At 65.0% G+C, this 18,891-nt stretch carries 18 protein-coding genes; all 18 read right to left on the bottom strand.

Going from position 1 to position 18,891, the window contains the following annotated elements; genetic code table 11:
- Window positions 1-71: 71 nt before the first annotated feature.
- On the bottom strand, window positions 72-893 hold the full coding sequence (locus CH289_RS16975; protein WP_019667282.1) for a F0F1 ATP synthase subunit delta: 822 nt from the start codon (window positions 891-893) through the stop codon (window positions 72-74).
- Window positions 894-900: 7 nt separating this feature from the next.
- A complete protein-coding gene (locus tag CH289_RS16970) occupies window positions 901-1,464 on the bottom strand; it encodes a F0F1 ATP synthase subunit B (protein ID WP_019667281.1) in 564 nt (187 codons plus the stop codon).
- A 6-nt stretch (window positions 1,465-1,470) separates the two neighbouring features.
- Window positions 1,471-1,722 (bottom strand): ATP synthase F0 subunit C, encoded by a 252-nt coding sequence (locus CH289_RS16965; protein ID WP_019667280.1) that lies wholly within the window; start codon window positions 1,720-1,722, stop codon window positions 1,471-1,473.
- A 93-nt stretch (window positions 1,723-1,815) separates the two neighbouring features.
- On the bottom strand, window positions 1,816-2,541 hold the full coding sequence (atpB, locus tag CH289_RS16960) for a F0F1 ATP synthase subunit A (protein WP_019667279.1): 726 nt from the start codon (window positions 2,539-2,541) through the stop codon (window positions 1,816-1,818).
- Window positions 2,542-2,949: 408 nt separating this feature from the next.
- Complete coding sequence (locus CH289_RS16950; RefSeq protein ID WP_019667277.1) at window positions 2,950-3,390, bottom strand: hypothetical protein; 441 nt, start codon at window positions 3,388-3,390, stop codon at window positions 2,950-2,952.
- 31 nt (window positions 3,391-3,421) lie between these two features.
- Window positions 3,422-4,636 carry a glycosyltransferase family 4 protein gene (locus CH289_RS16945; protein WP_019667276.1) on the bottom strand — a complete coding sequence of 405 codons (1,215 nt, stop codon included), beginning with the start codon at window positions 4,634-4,636 and terminating at the stop codon, window positions 3,422-3,424.
- The gene (locus CH289_RS16940) at window positions 4,633-5,916 is read right to left on the bottom strand and encodes a serine hydroxymethyltransferase (RefSeq protein WP_019667275.1); all 1,284 of its coding nucleotides are present in this window, start codon (window positions 5,914-5,916) and stop codon (window positions 4,633-4,635) included. Before CH289_RS16940 ends, CH289_RS16945 begins: the two co-directional genes overlap by 4 nt.
- Complete coding sequence (locus CH289_RS16935) at window positions 5,913-6,578, bottom strand: L-threonylcarbamoyladenylate synthase (RefSeq protein WP_026348158.1); 666 nt, start codon at window positions 6,576-6,578, stop codon at window positions 5,913-5,915. Before CH289_RS16935 ends, CH289_RS16940 begins: the two co-directional genes overlap by 4 nt.
- 85 nt (window positions 6,579-6,663) lie before the next feature.
- A complete protein-coding gene (gene prmC / locus CH289_RS16930) occupies window positions 6,664-7,548 on the bottom strand; it encodes a peptide chain release factor N(5)-glutamine methyltransferase (protein WP_094728207.1) in 885 nt (294 codons plus the stop codon).
- Window positions 7,549-7,589: 41 nt separating this feature from the next.
- Window positions 7,590-8,330 carry an SHOCT domain-containing protein gene (locus CH289_RS16925; protein ID WP_094725087.1) on the bottom strand — a complete coding sequence of 247 codons (741 nt, stop codon included), beginning with the start codon at window positions 8,328-8,330 and terminating at the stop codon, window positions 7,590-7,592.
- A 61-nt stretch (window positions 8,331-8,391) separates the two neighbouring features.
- Window positions 8,392-9,471: a peptide chain release factor 1 gene (gene prfA / locus CH289_RS16920; protein WP_019667271.1), complete on the bottom strand. Its 1,080-nt coding sequence runs from the start codon at window positions 9,469-9,471 to the stop codon at window positions 8,392-8,394.
- A gap of 95 nt (window positions 9,472-9,566) precedes the next feature.
- A complete protein-coding gene (gene rpmE, locus CH289_RS16915) occupies window positions 9,567-9,800 on the bottom strand; it encodes a 50S ribosomal protein L31 (protein WP_019667270.1) in 234 nt (77 codons plus the stop codon).
- 201 nt (window positions 9,801-10,001) lie between these two features.
- A complete protein-coding gene (gene rho, locus CH289_RS16910) occupies window positions 10,002-12,065 on the bottom strand; it encodes a transcription termination factor Rho (RefSeq protein ID WP_019667269.1) in 2,064 nt (687 codons plus the stop codon).
- Window positions 12,066-12,480: 415 nt separating this feature from the next.
- Window positions 12,481-13,407, bottom strand: coding sequence for a homoserine kinase (thrB, locus tag CH289_RS16905; RefSeq protein ID WP_019667268.1), 927 nt, complete (start codon window positions 13,405-13,407; stop codon window positions 12,481-12,483).
- Between the two features lie 17 nt (window positions 13,408-13,424).
- Entirely contained in the window at window positions 13,425-14,492 is a 1,068-nt protein-coding gene (gene thrC, locus CH289_RS16900) for a threonine synthase (protein ID WP_019667267.1), read from the bottom strand.
- A complete protein-coding gene (locus CH289_RS16895) occupies window positions 14,489-15,787 on the bottom strand; it encodes a homoserine dehydrogenase (protein ID WP_019667266.1) in 1,299 nt (432 codons plus the stop codon). The genes thrC and CH289_RS16895 overlap by 4 nt, the downstream gene beginning before the upstream one ends.
- Window positions 15,784-17,205 (bottom strand): diaminopimelate decarboxylase, encoded by a 1,422-nt coding sequence (gene lysA, locus CH289_RS16890; protein ID WP_019667265.1) that lies wholly within the window; start codon window positions 17,203-17,205, stop codon window positions 15,784-15,786. Before lysA ends, CH289_RS16895 begins: the two co-directional genes overlap by 4 nt.
- Window positions 17,202-18,854, bottom strand: coding sequence for an arginine--tRNA ligase (gene argS, locus CH289_RS16885; protein WP_019667264.1), 1,653 nt, complete (start codon window positions 18,852-18,854; stop codon window positions 17,202-17,204). Before argS ends, lysA begins: the two co-directional genes overlap by 4 nt.
- Window positions 18,855-18,891: the final 37 nt, after the last annotated feature.

Raw genomic sequence — 18,891 nt, 5'->3', positions numbered from 1 at the left:
CAATGTTCGCGGTGTGAAGGGCTTCGAAGGTTCGAAACGCTTCTTCGTAAGAAGTGGTGTCCGCTCGCGGACTACTTGAGGGTCTTTCGTAGTGCGGCGAGACGACCCGCCCCGCTGCCGTCGATGACCTCGTCGCCGACCCGGACCACCAGTCCGCTGAGCAGTTCGGCATCGACCTCGACATGCACGGTGACCGGCTTGCCGTAGGTGCGTGTGAGTGTCGCGGTCAGCTTCTCGAGCTGGCTGGCGCTGAGCGGAGCAGCACTCCGCACGTGTGCGACAGCCCGATCGCGAACCTGTGCCGCCAAGCCTGCAAGCGCATCGAGTGCGTCCGCAGGTGCCGTCTTGCGCAGGCGGCTGACCGTCTGGATTGCCAGGGCTTCGGTCACCGCGGTGACCTTGCCGTACAGCAACCGGCCCAGCAGCTCACGCTTCGCCTGAACCGGCTTGCCGAGATCCGACAATGCCTGTTCCAGCTGAGGATTCGCGGCGACGATGCGACCGAGGCGGAACAATTCGTCCTCGACCGTGTCGAGCTGATCCTGATCGGCCGCGGCGCGAAGCAGTGCTTCCCGACCCAGTTCGACCAGAGAGTTCAGCAGGTCCGACGCCTTGGACCAGTTGTCCGCGACGGCGGACTTCAGGATCTGCGCCGTGGTGGCGGAGACCTGACCGGCGAACACTTCCTCCGCGAGCGCGCTGCGACGTTCGGCAGAGACCGAAGCGTCGGCCAGCGCAGTACGCAACGTGCGCTGGCCGTCGAGGGCCTCCACGACTGCGAAGAGCTCTGCACCGGTCTGAGCAGCGACCGCTGTCGCGTCCCCCGCCTGTCCCAGTGCTTCGTTCGCAACCGAACGCGTGCGAGCGAGAGCCTCGCGAGAAGTTGCGTACATGGTTATCTCACTTTCCCGCTGCAGAGTCAGCGGTGACGGAGTCGAGTTCGCTCAAGAAGCGGTCGATCGAACCAGCGCGCTTGGCCTCGTCGGACAGCTGCTCTCCGATGACCTTCTCTGCGAGTTCGACTGCAGTGCGTCCCAGGTCGCCACGGAGTTCCGTCACGATCTGCTGGCGCTGCGCAGCGAGCTGGTTGTGGCCTGCAGCCACGATCCGGTCGCTTTCTTCCTGTGCCTTCGTCTTCATTTCGGCGAGGATGGCCTGGCCTTGAGTGCGCGCTTCCTCACGGATCTGCGCAGCCTCGGCGCGGGCGTCGGCAAGCTGCTTCTGGTACTGCTCGAGAGCAGCCTTGGCTTCTGCCTGAGCCTCTTCGGCCTTCTTGATGCCGCCTTCGATCAGATCGCTACGCTGCGCCAACACTTCCTGGAACTTCGGAAGGATGTACTTCCAGAAGACGAAGCCGATGACAGCGATGCAGACCGCAGACCAAACGATGTCGTATGTCGCGGGGAGGAGAGGATTGATGTCCTCGCCTTCCTCCGCGGCCAAGATCGCGATGTTGGTTGCCATAGTGGATTAACCGAACAGGAAGCCGGCGACGATACCGATCAGCGCGAGCGCTTCGGTGAACGCGATGCCGAGGAACATGTTGGTACGGATGGTGCCCTGAAGCTCAGGCTGGCGAGCGATGCCCTCGATAGCCTTTCCGACCACGATGCCTACACCGATGCCAGGTCCGATGGCAGCGAGGCCGTAACCGATTGCGCCGTAGCCGCCACCCGTGACGGTGGTTTCGGTGACTTCCTGTGCCAGGTACGCGAGGCTCATTTGATTTCCGTTCCCTTTCTGTTGCCCATCACCGGTCGGTGCGTGGGTCAGGTAGATCTTGGTCGTGCGGTCTAGTGAGAATCGGCGTGCAGATCAGTGCGAGTCTGCATGCAGGGCGAGATCGATGTACACCGCGGTCAGCAGTGCGAACACGTACGCCTGCAGACCGATGACGAGCATCTCGAACAGCGTGAAGCCGAAGCCCGCTGCAAGGGAGAACACGCCGAAAATCTTCATTCCCGCCGCGGCCTGGAAGAAGAAGAACTGAGTCGCGCTGAAGAACAGCACGAGCATGAGGTGGCCGGCCAGCATGTTCGCCATGAGACGAACGGTGAGCGTGAACGGACGGAGGATGAACGTCGAGATGAACTCGATCGGAATCAGAATGATGTGCAGTGCGGGCGGGACGTCCGGAACCACGACGCTGCTCTTGACGTACTTGAAGAATCCGTACTTCTTGATTCCCACGTAGTTGAACGTCACGTAGGCGATCAGTGCGAGCACGATCGGCATACCGATTCGAGCGTTCGGCGAGATGTTCAGGAACGGGATGATGCCCGACAGGTTCATGAACAGCACGGCGAAGAAAATCGTCATGATGATCGGCAGGAACCGCCTGCCCTGCTCCTTGCCGAGAATCTCGTCGGCGATCTGCACCTTGACGAAGTCCAGCATGTACTCGATGCAGTTCTGCAGACCACGCGGAACGACCTTCGGGCTGCGCATGGCCACTGCGAACAGCACGACCAACACGAGGGTCATCAGGATGCGGATCAGCATCAGCCGGTCGAGTTCGAAGGGTGTGCCCTCGAACAGCACAGCGGGAGGAAAGAAGTCGGATAGTGACGGCGGGTGGAACTCCGCAGCCAGGTTGGTGACGCTCAGCGGTCTCTCCCGTGTTCGGGCCGCAGACGCCAAAGGACTGCGGTTCGATCGGACATTGACGATCTATCAAGTCGACGAGATCGGCTCGAGGTCGTCAGCAGCTGAGGCCTGGTCTTGAAAGGCCAGCGTCTGTCGGGTGTCGGCGACTCACGTCGACTCGGTAACTTTGCGGCCGCGTCTGTAAGCAATTTCACGCAGCTTCGGTTACCTGCAAGGGCTGTTCTGCACGCCTTTTGTCCTATTAGCGGCAGTCCTACCCTTACTTGGTCGGAACTTTATCAACACAACTACGACGTTGTGTAGGTGGGGCTACTTCTTGACCGATTACGACTGGTCGTCGTACTACGCCTTGTCGGATTCAGGATCGTCGACGTAGGGGGCCTTCGTACGGACGACACCGTATACCTCCGCGCCGAGAACCAGAACCAGTGCGGCGATCACCACCCCGGCAAGAGCTTTTCTGTTGTAGAAATCCATGTCCTTCAGAACCGCGAGCACGACAACGGCGATCAGCATCTTCACGATCCAGCCACCGAGCAGGACCGCGCCTGCCATCGTCGGCGGAAACTTGGATGTCAGGGCGATGGACAGCGCCGTGGTGAGAATGAATCCCCCACCGAGTGCCGCACCGATGAGCGCACCCCACAAACCGGGAAGACCGGCGGCCACCGTGGCGACGACGGCTCCGAGAACCGTCAGCGCAAGGAGGCCGATGATTCCGTACCGAACCGCGGCTCGCATCGAGTCGGACTGATCGGGCACCGGAGAAGGAGAGAAGCTCACAGCCGCACAGACTACCCAGCCATGTCCGACTTCAGGCCCGACGGCCTCGTCCAGCGGACTTTCTGGTGCGCCTGCGCTGCCTGGCCATGTCGAGACGGATGCTCGGCACGGCCGTCACCACCAGTGCGAACACCAATCCGGCAGCAACCAGCAACACCACTATTCGACGGTCGATCAACGACGAGCCGACGGCGCCGAACGCGAGGACACCGACCCAGAGGTAGATCACCAACACCACGCGCCGGTGAGAGTGCCCGATCTGCAGCAAACGGTGGTGCAGGTGCATCTTGTCCGGACTGAACGGACTTCGGCCTGCGCGCGTCCGTCGGATCACCGCGAGAAGGAGATCGAGGATCGGGATGAACATCACCGCGCCGACCAGGAGCAACGGCGACAGCAGACCGAGGAGGTCGCGTGGGCCGTACGCGACGAGCGGGATTCTGCCCGACGCACTGGTCGCGACCGTCGCGAGCATCAGCCCGATCATCATGGACCCGGAGTCGCCCATGAAGATCCGCGCAGGCTGGAAATTGTGCGGAAGAAATCCCAGGCAGGCACCGGCCAACGTCGCCGCGATGATCGCCGGCGGATAGATACCGGTGTCGCCGCCCTGCTCGTGCAACAGTCCGACGGAGAAGACACAGATGGCGAGCGACGCGATCAACCCGAGCCCTGCCGCGAGGCCGTCCAGACCGTCGACGAAGTTCATGGCATTGACCATCACGACCGTCACCAGCACCGTCACCAGCCCGGCCTGAAGCTGATCGAGCACGAGAGTGCTACCGCCGTCCGGCCCCCAAGGCAGATAGACGATGTTCCAACTCACGCCCATCACGACGAGCACACCCGCCGCCGTCACCTGCCCGACGAATTTGGTGAGCGCGTCGAGGCCCCATCGGTCGTCGATGATCCCCACCGCCACGATGACGAAACCGGCGACGGCCGCAGCTCGGACGTCCTGGTTGTAGGCCGAGTCGAAACCACGTGCGAGAGCAGGCAGCTGCGACGCGAACAACAAAGCAACCAGCATCCCGAGGAACATTCCGGTTCCGCCGAGACGCGGCGTCGGCGTCACGTGCACGTCGCGGTCACGGGGAGCGGCGACGGCACCGAACTTGACGGCGAGCACCCGCACACCACCGGTCGCCAGGAAGGTCACCACCGCAGCCGTGAAGAACACCAGCAGGAGTTCGCGGATCGGAACGCCTGCGCCCTGGCCGGACTGAGCGAGAACCTCGACCGTCATATGCCGGGATACGCAGGCTTGCGTGCCACGAGGGTGGTGACCTCGTCCCTGACGGCGGCGAGTTCACGGTCACCGTTGGCGGTGCCTGCCTCGGCGCGCACCGCACGGGCCACGAGAGATCCGACCGCGTTCATGTCCGCCGCGTCGAACCCCTGTGTCGTCACGGCCGCGGAACCGACCCGGATGCCCGACGCCACCGCAGGCGGCGCGGGGTCGAACGGAATCGCGTTCTTGTTGAGGGTGATGCCGGCTGCGGCACATCGTGCTTCGGCGGTACGTCCGTCGATCCCCAGATGCTGGAGGTCGAACAGAATCAGATGTGTGTCCGTCCCTCCGGACACGGCACGCATCCCGGCGTCGGTCAAGGACGCGGACAGTGTCTGCGCGTTCGCGACGACCTGGGCTGCGTAGCGTGCATAGCTCTCGGTCTGCGCCTCGCCGAACGCCACGGCCTTGGCCGCGATCGTGTGCATCATCGGCCCGCCCTGGCCGAACGGGAACACAGCCTTGTCGATGGCGCGTGCGTGCTCCGCGCGGCACATCAACATTCCTCCGCGAGGCCCTCGCAGCACCTTGTGAGTGGTCGCGGACACCACGTCGGCGTACGGCACGGGCGAGGGAATCGCCTTGCCTGCCACCAGTCCGACGAAGTGCGCTGCGTCCACCCACAGGATGGCGCCCACCTCGTCGGCGATGGCTCTGAAGGCCGCGAAGTCGAGCTCACGCGAGTACGCCGTCGCCCCGGCGACGATGATGCGCGGGCGGTGGACCAACGCGAGTTCACGGACCTCGTCGTAATCGATCAGTTCCGTGTCTTTTCGCACGTGATACGGCACCGCGGTGAACCATCGGCCGGAGAAGTTGACCGTCGCCCCGTGGGTGAGGTGGCCGCCGTGCGGGAGGCTCATCGCCAGAATCGAGTCGCCCGGCTGCGCGAAGGCTGCATAGACCGCGAGGTTCGCCGAAGCGCCGGAATGAGGTTGCACGTTGACGTGATCCGCGCCGAACAGTGCCTTCGCTCGTTCGATCGCAATGGTCTCCGCACGATCGACGACCTCGCAGCCCCCGTAGTACCGCGCACCCGGGTAACCCTCGGCGTACTTGTTGGTCAGCACGCTCCCCTGCGCCGCGAGAACAGCAGGCGACGTCAGATTCTCGCTCGCGATGAGCTGCAGACCGCCACGTTGACGGTCCAGCTCGTCCAGGACGATGCCCGCGATCTCGGGATCGGATGCCTCGAGCGCCGCGAAGTCGGGTCCGTGGAAACGCGGCTCGGTCATGCCGAACTCCCCTGCGTCAGGCTCTCCGCCGTCACTCCGAGCACCTCGGCGACGGCTTCGGTCGCGATGGCTCCGGCGCGCAGGATCCTCGGCTGCTCGGACGTGAGATCGACGATCGTCGACGCTTTCGCGTGCGCCGCAGGCCCGCCGTCGAGATACACCGCCGCAGATCCGCCGAGCTGATCGCGAGCTTCGACGACCGTCGTAGCCGGCGGTTGTCCGGAGATGTTCGCACTCGAGACGGCGAGCGGTCCGACTTCGCGGAGCAGTTCGAGCGCCACCGGGTGCAGCGGCATCCTGAGCATCACCGTGCCCTGCGCGTCACCGAGGTCCCAGGCAAGGGACGGTGCCTGCTGCACGACGAGGCTCAGGGCGCCCGGCCAGAAGGCCCGAATCAGATCTCTGGTGCGCGGCCTGACACTGCCGACCAGCCCGTCGATGGTGTTCCACGAACCCACGAGAACGGGGACCGGCATGTCGCGCCCACGGCCCTTGGCGCGGAGAAGGTCGGTGACCGCGCTGCCGTCGAATGCATCGGCCGCGAGGCCGTACAACGTGTCCGTCGGCATGACCACGAGGCGGCCGGATTTGAGTGCGCCTCTGGCTGCAGACAACCCTGCTGTTCGTGAATCGGCGTGCTGGCAGTCGTAGACGGTACTCACCCGTTCATCTTCTCACCTGTGCCTCCCGCGGTGCAGGACGCCTCTGCCGTGCGTCGCCTACCCGTCCGGCGGTAGCCGAGTGACGTCAGCTGTCTGCGGACACTGCGCGCGACGCGACGACGAACCGGGGCCGTCCGGACAGGTCGGGATGCTCGACGACGTCGCCGAACACGCGGCGCTTCTCGAACAGCGCAGCCACGCGATCACCGTGAGAATCGTCGTGTTCGACGCCTACTCCCCCGCCGACGCGGAGCCACCGCGCGATGTTCTCGATCATCGGCTCGATGACCGACAGACCGTCGACACCTCCGAACAGGGCGAGATGCGGGTCGTGATCGATCACCTCGGGATCCAGCTCGGCGCCCTCCGGGATGTAGGGCGGATTGGCGACCACGACGTCGACGCGGCCGTCCAGCTCTCGTAGCAGTTCGCGGTCGGTGACATCGCCGTGGTGGAGGGTGATGGGCGTGTCTCCCCGCTCGGCCCGCAGGTCGGCGTTGCGTCTGGCCCACGCGAGAGCCGACGGGTCGAGTTCGACGGCATGGACCTGAGCGTCGGGCCTGGCGTTGGCGAGCGCCAGCGCGAGTGCCCCCGATCCGGTACACAGATCGAGAATCACCGGCGGCTTGCGATCGACGCCCTCGAGGAATGCGAGCGCCCACCCGAGCAGCAGCTCCGTCTCCGGCCGCGGAACGAAAACCCCCGGTCCGACCTCGACGTCGATGTTGCCAAGCGCCGTCGTTCCGGTGATGTACTGCAACGGGATTCGCTTGGCACGCTGTTCGATGGTGCGGTTGTAGGCCTCGACCACCTCGGGTTCCACGAGAGGGACCAGCCCGAGCCGACCACGCTCGACTCCGACGAGATGAGACGCGAGGAGTTCCGCGTCCACCCGCGGGCTCGGAACACCGGCCGCTTCGAGTATCGCTGTTGCTTCGAGAATGGCCAGTCGAAGAGGTTTCCGGGTCACGGTTACAGCCTGCCACGTCCCGCCGGCCACCCACGCGACGGTCAGATTCGCTTCAGCAGCTCGGCCTTCTTCGAGAAGAACTCGTCGTCCGTCAGGATGCCTTTGCCGTGCAGTGCCGCCAACGCCTCGATGGCCGACGTGATCTCGTCGAGATTCGTCGACGGTGGCGCTACCGGGCTCGTCGCCGGCGTGGGATCTGGTGCGGAACCGGAGATCGAATCGGCCGGCGCGGGATCCACCAGCGGAAGACTTGCCGCGGTGAACGTTCCGTACTGGCTGGTGAACTCCACCGAGCCTGGACTCCCGCCCTGCTGTTGCTGAACACCGCCGATGGAGTGGTCGAGAGTGTCGTACACCGACAACCGTCCACCGACCAGAACCGCGAGCCGCCGCGCAGCAGGAAAATACGCGTACTGCGAACCGTTCTGCCCGCCGCTCGAACTGGGGCTTCCGAGGCCGCTCGGCCACCAGTTCCCGCCGAAACCCTGGTTCGACTGCAGCGGCGGATAGATCTGGTGCGAGGCCAGAAGCTCGGACAGATCGCGGCACAGGCCGTCGACGCGAGCTTTGAGACCGTGATCGAACATGTTGCCGACCATCGTCATTCCGCCGCGCATCCACTGCCCGCCGCCACCGAGCTCGGGAATGTGGAACTGCGCCATCGATCCCCGGCCTGCATTCACGGCGTCGAGCATCGCCCGCACAGCGTCGGTGGATACTCCGTGGCGAGCGGCCAGGTCCGCCACGGCGTCCTCGCCGGTGGGTGTGAGCTGCTGATGCATCGGTTCCCCTTCGTGTGCCCGTGCGGTGTCGTGCAGCGGAACCTACGCGCTCACGACCACATCATTCTGCCTGCATCCGAGCGTCGCGGTCGGCCTTGCCCAGAGCGTCGAGGAGAGCGTCGAGCTCGCCGTCTAGCACCGCGTCGAGATTGTGAGACTTGAACCCGATCCGGTGATCGGTGATGCGGTTCTCCGGAAAGTTGTACGTGCGGATGCGTTCCGAGCGGTCGACGGTACGGACCTGGCTCGCTCGACCGGCCGCGGCTTCCTCGTCGGCAGCCTCTTCGGCTGCGGCCTGCAACCGCGCGGCGAGTACCTGCATCGCACGCGCCTTGTTCTGCAACTGCGACCGCTCGTTCTGGCAGGTGACGACGATGCCCGTCGGCAAGTGCGTGATGCGCACCGCGGAGTCCGTTGTGTTGACGCCCTGACCACCCTTGCCGGAGGACCGGTAGACGTCGATACGCAGGTCGGTCTCGTCGATCTGGACTTCCTCGACCTCGTCGGGCTCCGGATAGACGAGAATTCCGGCGGCCGACGTGTGCACTCGGCCCTGCGATTCGGTCACGGGAACGCGCTGCACGCGGTGGACTCCACCTTCGAACTTCAGCCGCGCCCAGACGCCGTCGAGCGGATCGCCTTTGGCTTTGATCGACAGGGTCGCGTCCTTGTAACCGCCGAGATCCGACACGTTCGCGTCGAGAATTTCGACGCGCCATCCGCGACGCTCGGCGTACCGGACGTACATCCGTGCGAGGTCCGCGGCGAACAGCGCTGATTCCTCGCCGCCCTCACCGGACTTGACCTCCATGACGATGTCGTCGCCGTCGTGCGGATCGCGCGGCGCGAGCAGATCGGCGAGCGTCTGTTCGAGCGACTCGACGGTGTGCTCGAGCTCCGGAATCTCGGCAGCGAAGGATGCGTCGTCGGCGGCGAGCTCACGAGCGGCAGCCAGATCGTCCGTGGCGGACATCAGCTTTCCGTGCACCGACATGATCGGCGCCAGCTCGGCGAAACGCTTGCCTGCCTTGCGCGCAGCGGACGGATCGTTGTGCAGAGCCGGATCGGCCAACTGCTGCTCGAGGCCTGAATGTTCGGCCAGAATGTCGTCGATGGCCGAAGGCTTCGTGGTCCTCGCCATGGTGTCGCTCCGCTCTGCTTCCCTGAAAAAGAATCGGTGGTGAAAAGCCGAACGCCCGCCCTGCAGACATCGCAGGACGGGCGTCGGGAGAGCAGCTAGCTGTCGGCTGCAGCCTTCTTGCCGGCGCGCTTTCCGTAGCGAGCCTCGAAGCGTGCAACGCGACCACCGGTGTCGAGGATCTTCTGCTTGCCCGTGTAGAACGGGTGGCACTGCGAGCACACCTCGACGTTGATGCGCTCTTTGTCGGTGGTGCTGCGCGTCTCGAAAGTATTTCCGCAACCGCACACGACCGTGGTCAGCGTGTAGTCGGGGTGAATTCCTGCCTTCATGGTGTCCCTTTCATATGGTCGCCGGGTCGACCTCGCCGTTCGAGGACGTGAACCGGAACCGGACTCGGCCGTTCAGTATGCCAGATATGCGATCCGACCTGCTAATCGCTCACCGACAGTGGCTTCAACACGAACCCCTGTCGGCTTGTTCCCCGCTGGGAGTACTTGTGTGTCCCAGGGGACACACAAGTACTCACGAGGTCAGTCGTCGAGCGCGCCGGGTGCCGTCTTCGACACCTGGATCAGGAACTCGATGTTGCTCTTGCTCTTCTTCAACCGGTCGATCAGCAGATCGATCGCCTGATGCGAATCGAGACCGGACAACACGCGACGCAGCTTGTGCAGCACCGCGGCTTCGTCGGAACTCAGCAGCAGTTCGTCCTTGCGGGTACCCGACGGGTTGACGTCGACCGCAGGGAACACACGACGCTCGGCGATCTTGCGATCGAGCTTGAGCTCCGCGTTACCGGTGCCCTTGAACTCCTCGAAGATCACCGTGTCGCCGGTCGAACCGGTCTCGACCATCGCCGTGGCGATGATGGTGAGCGATCCACCGTTCTCGATGTTGCGAGCAGCACCGAGGAAACGCTTCGGCGGGTAGAGGGCCGTGGAATCGACACCACCGGACAGGATCCGGCCCGACGCAGGTGAACTGTTGTTGTACGCACGACCCAGACGGGTGATGGAGTCGAGCAACACGACGACGTCCTGACCGGCTTCCACGAGACGCTTCGCGCGCTCGATCGCGAGCTCGGCGACCGAGGTGTGATCGCCCGGCGGACGGTCGAACGTGGAGGCGATGACCTCACCGTTCACCGAACGCTGCATGTCGGTCACTTCCTCGGGACGCTCGTCGACCAGAACGACCATGAGGTAGCACTCGGGGTTGTTGACCGAGATCGCGTTGGCGATGGCCTGCAGAACGCTCGTCTTGCCTGCCTTCGGCGGGCTCACGATCAATGCACGCTGGCCCTTACCGATCGGCATGACCAGGTCGATGATGCGCGTGGTCAGGATGTTCGGCGTGGTCTCGAGCCGCAGACGCTGGTTCGGGTACAGCGGCGTGAGCTTGCCGAACTCGGGACGCTTGCGCGCGGCCTCGACGTCTCCGCCGTTGACCGTGTCCAGACGCACCAGCGGGTTGAACTTCTGACGCTGGTTCGACTGCTCACCCTCGCGGGCCACCCGGACGGCGCCGGTGATCGCGTCACCGCGACGAAGACCGTTCTTGCGCACCAGGTTCATCGACACGTACACGTCGTTCGGGCCCGCAAGGTAGCCGGACGTACGCACGAACGCGTAGTTGTCCAGGACATCGAGGATGCCCGCTACCGGCTGAAGAACATCGTCCTCGCGGATCTCGGGCTCGCGCTCGTTGCCACCACCGCCTTCGCCGCGGTCACGACCACGCCGACGCTCACGGAACCGACGGCCCCTGCGTCCGCGGCCGTCGCCGTCGTCCTCGGCGTTGTCCCGATTGTCCCGGCCGTCACGCGGTCCGTTGCCGCGGTCTTCGGAACGGTTGTCGTTCTGGTTCTGATTGCGATTGCGGTTCCGGCCGTTCTCGCCGCGCGAGTTCTCCCGGTTGCCGTCACGGCTGTCCCGGTTGCCGTCACCACGGTTGCTGTCCCGGTTGCCGTCACCACGGTTGTTGTCGCGGTTGCGGTCTCCGCGGCCACCCTCGGCGCGGTTGCCCTCGCCGTCCTGGCCTGCCGAATCACGACCGGGTGCGTCACCGCGCTGTGCGCGGGCACCGTCGTTGCTGTCGGCAGCGTTGCGGTTGTCGGCAGCGTTGCGGTTCTCTCGGTCACCACGATCGGCGCGAGCGCGCCGCGGTCGCGTCGATGAACCGGTGTCCGACGCCGGTGCATCGGGGGTCGATCCCGAGTCCTGCTGAGCGGCGTCCGAATCGACCGACTGCGAGGCAGTGTCGTCCAGCGGAAGCTGGTCGGGAGCGCCTGCTCGGCGGCCTGCGGTGCGTCGACCACGTGTCCGGCGGGGCGGCTCGGTCGACGCGTCGTCGGACGCGGGCGCATCTGCTGCGGCCGGGGCTTCGGCTGCAGGAGCCTCGGCAGCGGGAGCGGCGTCCTGCGCACGAGCCTTGTCGGCTGCGCCTCGCCTTGTTGCCTTGGGCGCCTCGGTCGTTGCCGACGCACCACCGCCCTGACGTGCAGAGATGGCGGCGATCAGATCGCCCTTGCGCATGCCGGAAATGCTTTTGATTCCGAGTTCGCCCGCGAGAGTTCGCAGCTCGGTGAGCACCATTCCGGACAGGCCAGCTCCACGACGCGTCTTTTCGGGCGCAGAGATCAGTTCCGTATCGGTCACGGAGGTCCTTTCCTTCCCTCGCTCGCAGTCTGCGCAGCCAAGGGTTCGTTCCGCAGCTCGAATCTCTTTCGAGCACGGATATTGCCGTTCACGATCACGCCACTTCCGACGGACGACCGACCCGCAGCCGTGCGAGAACCACGGTGGGTCGAAGCCGGCGACTTCCGGTCACTCCGCAGGCTCCTCTCCAAGGACGACCGCCGACTCGGGCGTGGAACCCCCCGAATGCGATGACGTGATTGCCCTGGCGAAAACCGGCGTCTGAAGCGCACGATGTACGGACGACCCTCAGGATAGCGTCGATCCTCTCGGTCGGCAAGAAGCACCTACCGGCGAGTCACGATAGGTTTTCTCAGGACGTGCTGACGCCGTCGGCGACGTCGAGTTCCAGGACCCGCAGGCCGTCGGCGACGGCTTTGTCCTTGAGGTCCTGCGGGAACGGTTCGGTGCAGAGAGCAAGGACCGTCGGTCCGGCACCGGACAGTACAGCCGCGATTCCCCTGGACCGAAGTGAAGCAATCAATTCCGTGGCACCCGGGAGCGCGCTCGCACGTTGCCCCTGATGCAGCATGTCCTCGGTCGCGGGAATGAGAAGGTCCGGACGCTGGGTGAGCGCGACGACGGCCAACGCGCCGCGGCTGACGTTGAACGCGGCGTCGCGATGCGGAACCAACTCGGGCAACAGGCCTCGCGTGTGCGATGTCGACGATCGCTCCGCGGGGACGAACGCCACCACGTGGATATCGGGGTGCACGGGCAGTCGCACCGCGGAGTACGTCCGCTGCGTGATGCTCGCGGGCTCGCTCCAGGAGACGACGGCACCGCCCAGGACGCTCGCCGACGCATTGTCCGGGTGACCTTCGAACTCGGATGCGAGCTGAACCAACTGGGCATCCGACAATGCGAACGACGAGTCCAGTTTGGCCGCAAGACCGTTCGCTGCCGACAGTCCACCGACGACAGCGGACGCCGACGAGCCGAGCCCACGTGAATGCGGAATCACGTTGGTGCACACCACGTCCAAGCCATCAGCCCAGACACCGGCGGCTTCGAGGCCCCGTTCGATGGCACGGACGACGAGATGCGAAGGCCCCCACGGGACGTCGTCGGCACCTTCGCCCTCGACATGAATACTCAGACCCGACGCCGTGGTGGTGACCTTGATCTCGTCGTACAGCCCGAGGGCAATCCCCAAGGTGTCGAATCCGGGGCCGAGGTTGGCGCTCGACGCAGGAACCCGCGCCGTGACCGTCAAACCGTGCGGCAGTGTCGTCGTCATGGAACGAGACTCTGCCACTACGCCAACTCGAGCGCAGATGCCACAGCGACAGGGTCGACGGGAATGGGCTCGACCACCGGCATTCCGGACAACGCGGTGTCCGGATCCTTGAGTCCGTTGCCGGTGACCGTGCAGACGACGCGCAGGCCGCTGTCCAGCCAGCCTTCCTTGCGGGCTGCGATCAGGCCGGCGATGGAAGCCGCGGACGCGGGTTCGACGAAGACGCCTTCGGTCTTCGCGACCAGACGGTACGCCTCGAGGATTTCCTCGTCGGTGGCCGCGCGGAAGGCACCGCCGGACTCTTCTTTCGCGGCGACCGCACCGTTCCAGGACGCGGGCGAGCCGATCCGGATGGCCGTGGCGATGGTCTCGGGGTCCGCGACGGGCGCGCCGTGAACCAGCGGTGCAGCACCGGCGGCCTGGACGCCGAGCATGCGCGGCTTCACCGTGGTCAATCCGTCACGGAAGTACTCGGAGTAGCCCCGCCAGTAGGCGGTGATGTTGCCTGCGTTGCCCACCGGCAGCGCATGGACGTCGGGCGCGTTGCCCAGTGCGTCACAGATCTCGAACGCAGCCGTCTTCTGGCCCTCGATGCGCACCGGGTTGACCGAGTTGACGAGGCCGATGGTCGGGAACTCGGCCGTGGTCTTGCGCGCCAGCTCGAGGCAGTCGTCGAAGTTGCCCTGCACCTGAATGATCTTGGCGCCGTGCATGACTGCCTGCGCGAGCTTGCCCATCGCGATCTTGCCCTGCGGGACGAGGACAGCGCAGCCCATACCTGCCTTCGCGGCGTACGCGGCAGCGGACGCGGACGTGTTGCCCGTCGACGCGCACAGCACCGCTTCCTGGCCGCGCGCAAGGGAATCCGTCACGGCCATGGTCATGCCGCGGTCCTTGAACGAGCCCGTCGGGTTCAAGCCCTCGACCTTGAGATGGACTTCGCAGCCCGTCATCTCGGACAGACGCTCGGCGTGGATCAGCGGCGTGCCGCCCTCGAGCAGCGTGACGGTCTTCCAGTCCGGTCCGATCGCCAGACGATCGCGGTACGCCTCGATCAGTCCCGGCCACGGCGTATGCACGGTCATTCGGTGCCTTCCAATCTCAGAACACTGACTACAGAGGTGACGACGTCGAGCTTGTCCAACGCCGAGACGGTTTCGGACAGAGCGGAATCGGCGGCGAGGTGGGTGACGACGACGAGCCTCGCCCCGTCACCCGAACCGGCCTGGCGAACGGTGGAGATGCTGACGTCGCGAGTGGCGAACTCCGCCGCCACGGTCGCGAGGACCCCTGGCTTGTCCGCCACCTGCATGCTGACGTAGTACCGCGTGGGGATGTCGCCCATGGGAGCTACCTTCAGCTTCGCGTACTTCGACTCCAGCGGGCCTCGGCCGCCGTAGAACTTGTTGCGGGCAGCCATGACGAGGTCACCCAGAACTGCCGACGCGGTCGGGGCTCCGCCGGCACCCTGCCCGTAGAACATCAGGCGTCCAGCGGCTTCCGCCTCGACGACGATGGCGTTGAAGGCCCCGTTGACGGTGGCAAGCGGGTGGTCACGCGGAACGAGCGCCGGGTAGACACGCGCCGAGATGCGTTCCTTGCCCTTGGGCGTCGTGATGCGCTCGCAGATCGCCAGCAACTTGATGGTGCAGTCGAGCGAGCGAGCCGTCTCCAGGTCCGCCGAGGTGATCTTCGAGATTCCCTCGCGGTAGACATCCCCCGCGGTCACGCGGGTGTGGAAGGCAATGGACGCCAGAATCGCAGCCTTCGACGCCGCGTCGTATCCCTCGACGTCGGCCGTGGGATCGGCTTCGGCGTAGCCCAACCGTCCGGCCTCGGCCAGGGTTTCGGCGTAGTCCGCGCCGGTCTCGTCCATGGCGGACAGGATGAAGTTGGTGGTGCCGTTGACGATTCCGGCGACCTTGTTGACGCGGTCACCTGCAAGCGACTGCATCAACGGACGTACGACGGGAATGGCACCGGCGACCGCGGCCTCGAAATACAGGTCTGCGCGTGACTTCTCGGCAGCGTCGGCAAGCTCGCCGGTGTACTCCGCGAGAAGAGCCTTGTTGGCCGTGACGACCGACTTGCCCTTCTCCAGAGCCGACAGGATCAGTTTGCGCGGGATGTCGATACCACCGAGCACCTCGACGACCAGGTCCACATCGTCGCGGGCGACGAGGGACTCGGGATCGTCGGTGAGCAACGCGGTGTCGACTCCGCGATCTCCATCGACTCGCCGGACCGCGATGCCGCGAATCTCGAGAGGTGCACCGACACGTGCGGCGAGGTCCTCGGCGTTCTCGGTCAGAATTCGGACGACTTCACTTCCGACGTTCCCGAGGCCGAGAACGGCTACTCCCAACGGCTTCGTTGTCATGGCTGCACCTCCAAGCTGAGCAGGTCTTCGAGTGTCTCTCGGCGCAGGACGAGCCGAGACTTTCCGTCTTTCACCGCGACGACGGCGGGTCGCGTCAGCAAGTTGTACCGGCTGGACATCGAGTAGCAGTACGCGCCGGTCGCGGCGACGGCAAGCAGATCACCGGGGCCGACATCGCTCGGCATCCAGGTGTTCTTGATCACCACATCACCGCTCTCACAATGCTTTCCGACGACGCGAGCGAGCACTGCATCGGCGTCGGAGTCACGCGAGACGAGCCTGCAGTCGTACTCCGCCTGATACAGGGAGGTGCGAATGTTGTCGCTCATTCCGCCGTCGACGCTCACGTAGCGTCGACGAGTCTGCGCGTCGACGGTGACGTCCTTGATGGTCCCGACCTCGTACAGCGTCACCGTTCCCGGGCCTGCAATGGCACGGCCGGGCTCGACGTCGATGTTGGGCACCGGAAGACCCACCAGAGCGGATTCCGTGGCGACGATCGACTTCAGCTTCGCGGCGAGTTGATCGACCGGCGGCGGATCGTCGCTCGGCACGTAGGAAATTCCCATTCCTCCGCCGAGATCGACCGTCGAGATCTGGGACGTCTTCTCGACGCCGAACTCCGCCACCACGTCTCGCAGCAGGCCCAGCAACTTGTGCGCGGCCAGCTCGAAGCCGTCGACCTCGAAGATCTGCGAACCGATGTGGCTGTGCAATCCGACGAGGCGGAGGTTGTCGGTCGCGAACACGCGCTTGATCGCTTCGAGTGCCGAACCGTCGGCGAGGGAGAAGCCGAACTTCTGGTCCTCGTGCGCCGTCGCGATGAACTCGTGGGTATGAGCTTCCACGCCGACGGTCACGCGAACCAGAACGTCCTGGACCTTCTTCTCGTCCGCGGCGACTGCGTCGAGGCGGTCGATCTCGATCATGGAATCGAGCACGACGTGCTCCACGCCCGCTCGAACACCGGCCGTCAACTCCGCGACGGATTTGTTGTTGCCGTGCATCGCAATTCGCTCGGCGGGGAAGCCCGCCGCGAGTGCAATCCCCAGTTCACCGCCGGAGCAGATGTCGAGGGACAGTCCTTCGTCCGCCACCCACCGTGCGATCTCGCCGCACAGAAATGCCTTCGAGGCGTAGTGAACCCGTGCGGGATCACCGAACGCTTCCGCCATTTCCCTTGCGCGGGAACGGAAATCGTCCTCGTCGATGACGAACAGCGGAGTCCCGTACTGCTCGGCCAACTCGGTGACCGGCACACCCGCAAGCGTGACCACACCGTCGTCGCCGCGAGCAGCGTTGCGCGGGTAGACGTGCTCGGGAAGAGCAGTCATGTCGGAAGCGACCTTCGGGCGTTCGGCGAGCCCGTCCTGGGAGCGTACGTCCGCGTGCTTCGGACCCGCCGGATGCGCGCTCACATCCGCTCCGGTGCGCTGACACCGAGCAGGCGCAGGCCGTTGGCCAGTACCTGACGGGTTGCGTTGCCCAATGCCAATCGAGCAGTGTTCACGGGGCCTGGCTCCTCGTCTCCTTGTGGCAGTACTCGGCATGCGCCGTAGAACCGGTGGTACGCGCCGGCCAATTCTTCCAGGTACCGCGCGATGCGGTGAGGCTCACGGAGGTCGGCAGCGCTGGCGACGACCCGCGGATACTCGCCGATGGTCCTGATCAATTCGCCCTCCTGATCCTGCGTGAGCAGGCTCAGGTCCGGATCGTCCCCACTGATACCCAGTTCGGCGGCGTTGCGCGCCAACGACGCGAGCCTCGCGTGCGCGTACTGCACGTAGTAGACCGGATTCTCGTTGCTCGCGCTCGCCCACAGTTCGAGATCGATGTCGATGCTCGAGTCCACCGACGAGCGGACCATCACGTAGCGGGCCGCATCCACACCGATGGCCTCGACCAGGTCGTCGAGGGTGATGACCGTGCCCGCACGCTTGCTCATCTTCACCGCGACACCGTCGCGGACCAGGTTGACCATCTGGCCGATCAGAACCTCGACCGTGTTCGGGTCGTCTCCGAACGCTGCCGCGGCGGCCTTGAGGCGGCCGATGTACCCGTGGTGGTCCGCGCCGAGCATGTAGATGCACAGGTCGAAACCACGTTGCCGCTTGTTCTGGAAGTACGCGATGTCCCCGGCGATGTAGGCGGCGTTGCCGTCGCTCTTGATGACGACGCGATCCTTGTCGTCGCCGTAATCGGTACTACGCAGCCACCACGCACCGTCGTCCTCGAAAAGACTTCCCGAGTTCTTCAGGAATTCGACGCTCTTCTCCACTGCACCGGATTCGAACAGCGAGTTCTCGTGGAAGTACACGTCGAAGTCGACACCGAACTCGTGCAGGTTGTTCTTGATCTGGTCGAACATCAACTCGACACCGATCGACCGGAACGTCTCGGCCTGCGGAACATCGGCCATGGCCAGAACCTCGGGGCTCTTGGCGAGCACCTGCTGCGCGATCTCGTGGATGTAAGCGCCTGCGTAACCGTTCTCCGGAGCAGGCTCACCCTTCGCCGCAGCGATCAGGGAGTTGGTGAACCGGTCGATCTGAGCACCGTGATCGTTGAAGTAGTACTCGCGTACCACCTCCGCGCCCTGAGCCGACAGAATGCGGCCGAGTGCGTCGCCGACCGCAGCCCACCGCGTTCCACCCAGGTGGATGGGACCCGTCGGATTGGCCGAGACGAACTCGAGGTTGATCTTGGTACCTGCCAGCGTCGACGAGGTGCCGTACGCGGCACCCGCTTCGAGTGCCTGCGCGACGATCGCGCCCTGGGCGTCGGCGTCGAGACGGATGTTCAGGAAGCCGGGACCTGCCACCTCTGCACTGGCGATCGATGCGTCGGCGCTCAAGGCCTCGGCGAGCCACCCGGCGAACTCACGAGGGTTCGCGCCTGCCTTCTTCGCGACCTGAAGGGCGACGTTGGTGGCGTAGTCGCCGTGTTCGGGGTTGCGTGGGCGCTCGACCGTCACCTTGTCAGGCAGGACGGATACGTCGAGGCCACGGTCGGCGAGTACCGCACTTGCGGTCGCGCGTAGTAGTTCGGCAAGGTCGGCGGGAGTCACAGGTGTCTATCCTATTGTCTGAGGTGCCCGAGGTTCG

The sequence above is a fragment of the Rhodococcus sp. RS1C4 genome (assembly GCF_002258225.1).
Taxonomy (GTDB): domain Bacteria; phylum Actinomycetota; class Actinomycetes; order Mycobacteriales; family Mycobacteriaceae; genus Rhodococcoides; species Rhodococcoides fascians_E.
Note: the sequence above shows the minus strand (reverse complement) of the source record. Positions and strands in the feature narration are given on the sequence as shown.

What these genes read in the sequence shown, in the direction of transcription:
- CH289_RS16895 (WP_019667266.1), bottom strand. Translation starts at nt 15,787, where the DNA reads ATGACAACGAAGCCGTTGGGAGTAGCCGTTCTCGGCCTCGGGAACGTC.
- CH289_RS16925 (WP_094725087.1), bottom strand. Translation starts at nt 8,330, where the DNA reads ATGCATCAGCAGCTCACACCCACCGGCGAGGACGCCGTGGCGGACCTG.
- CH289_RS16945 (WP_019667276.1), bottom strand. Translation starts at nt 4,636, where the DNA reads ATGACGGTCGAGGTTCTCGCTCAGTCCGGCCAGGGCGCAGGCGTTCCG.
- thrB (WP_019667268.1), bottom strand. Translation starts at nt 13,407, where the DNA reads ATGACGACGACACTGCCGCACGGTTTGACGGTCACGGCGCGGGTTCCT.
- CH289_RS16965 (WP_019667280.1), bottom strand. Translation starts at nt 1,722, where the DNA reads ATGAGCCTCGCGTACCTGGCACAGGAAGTCACCGAAACCACCGTCACG.
- CH289_RS16975 (WP_019667282.1), bottom strand. Translation starts at nt 893, where the DNA reads ATGTACGCAACTTCTCGCGAGGCTCTCGCTCGCACGCGTTCGGTTGCG.
- prfA (WP_019667271.1), bottom strand. Translation starts at nt 9,471, where the DNA reads ATGGCGAGGACCACGAAGCCTTCGGCCATCGACGACATTCTGGCCGAA.
- CH289_RS16970 (WP_019667281.1), bottom strand. Translation starts at nt 1,464, where the DNA reads ATGGCAACCAACATCGCGATCTTGGCCGCGGAGGAAGGCGAGGACATC.
- thrC (WP_019667267.1), bottom strand. Translation starts at nt 14,492, where the DNA reads ATGACCGTGCATACGCCGTGGCCGGGACTGATCGAGGCGTACCGCGAT.
- rpmE (WP_019667270.1), bottom strand. Translation starts at nt 9,800, where the DNA reads ATGAAGGCAGGAATTCACCCCGACTACACGCTGACCACGGTCGTGTGC.
- CH289_RS16940 (WP_019667275.1), bottom strand. Translation starts at nt 5,916, where the DNA reads ATGACCGAGCCGCGTTTCCACGGACCCGACTTCGCGGCGCTCGAGGCA.
- rho (WP_019667269.1), bottom strand. Translation starts at nt 12,065, where the DNA reads ATGGTGCTCACCGAGCTGCGAACTCTCGCGGGCGAACTCGGAATCAAA.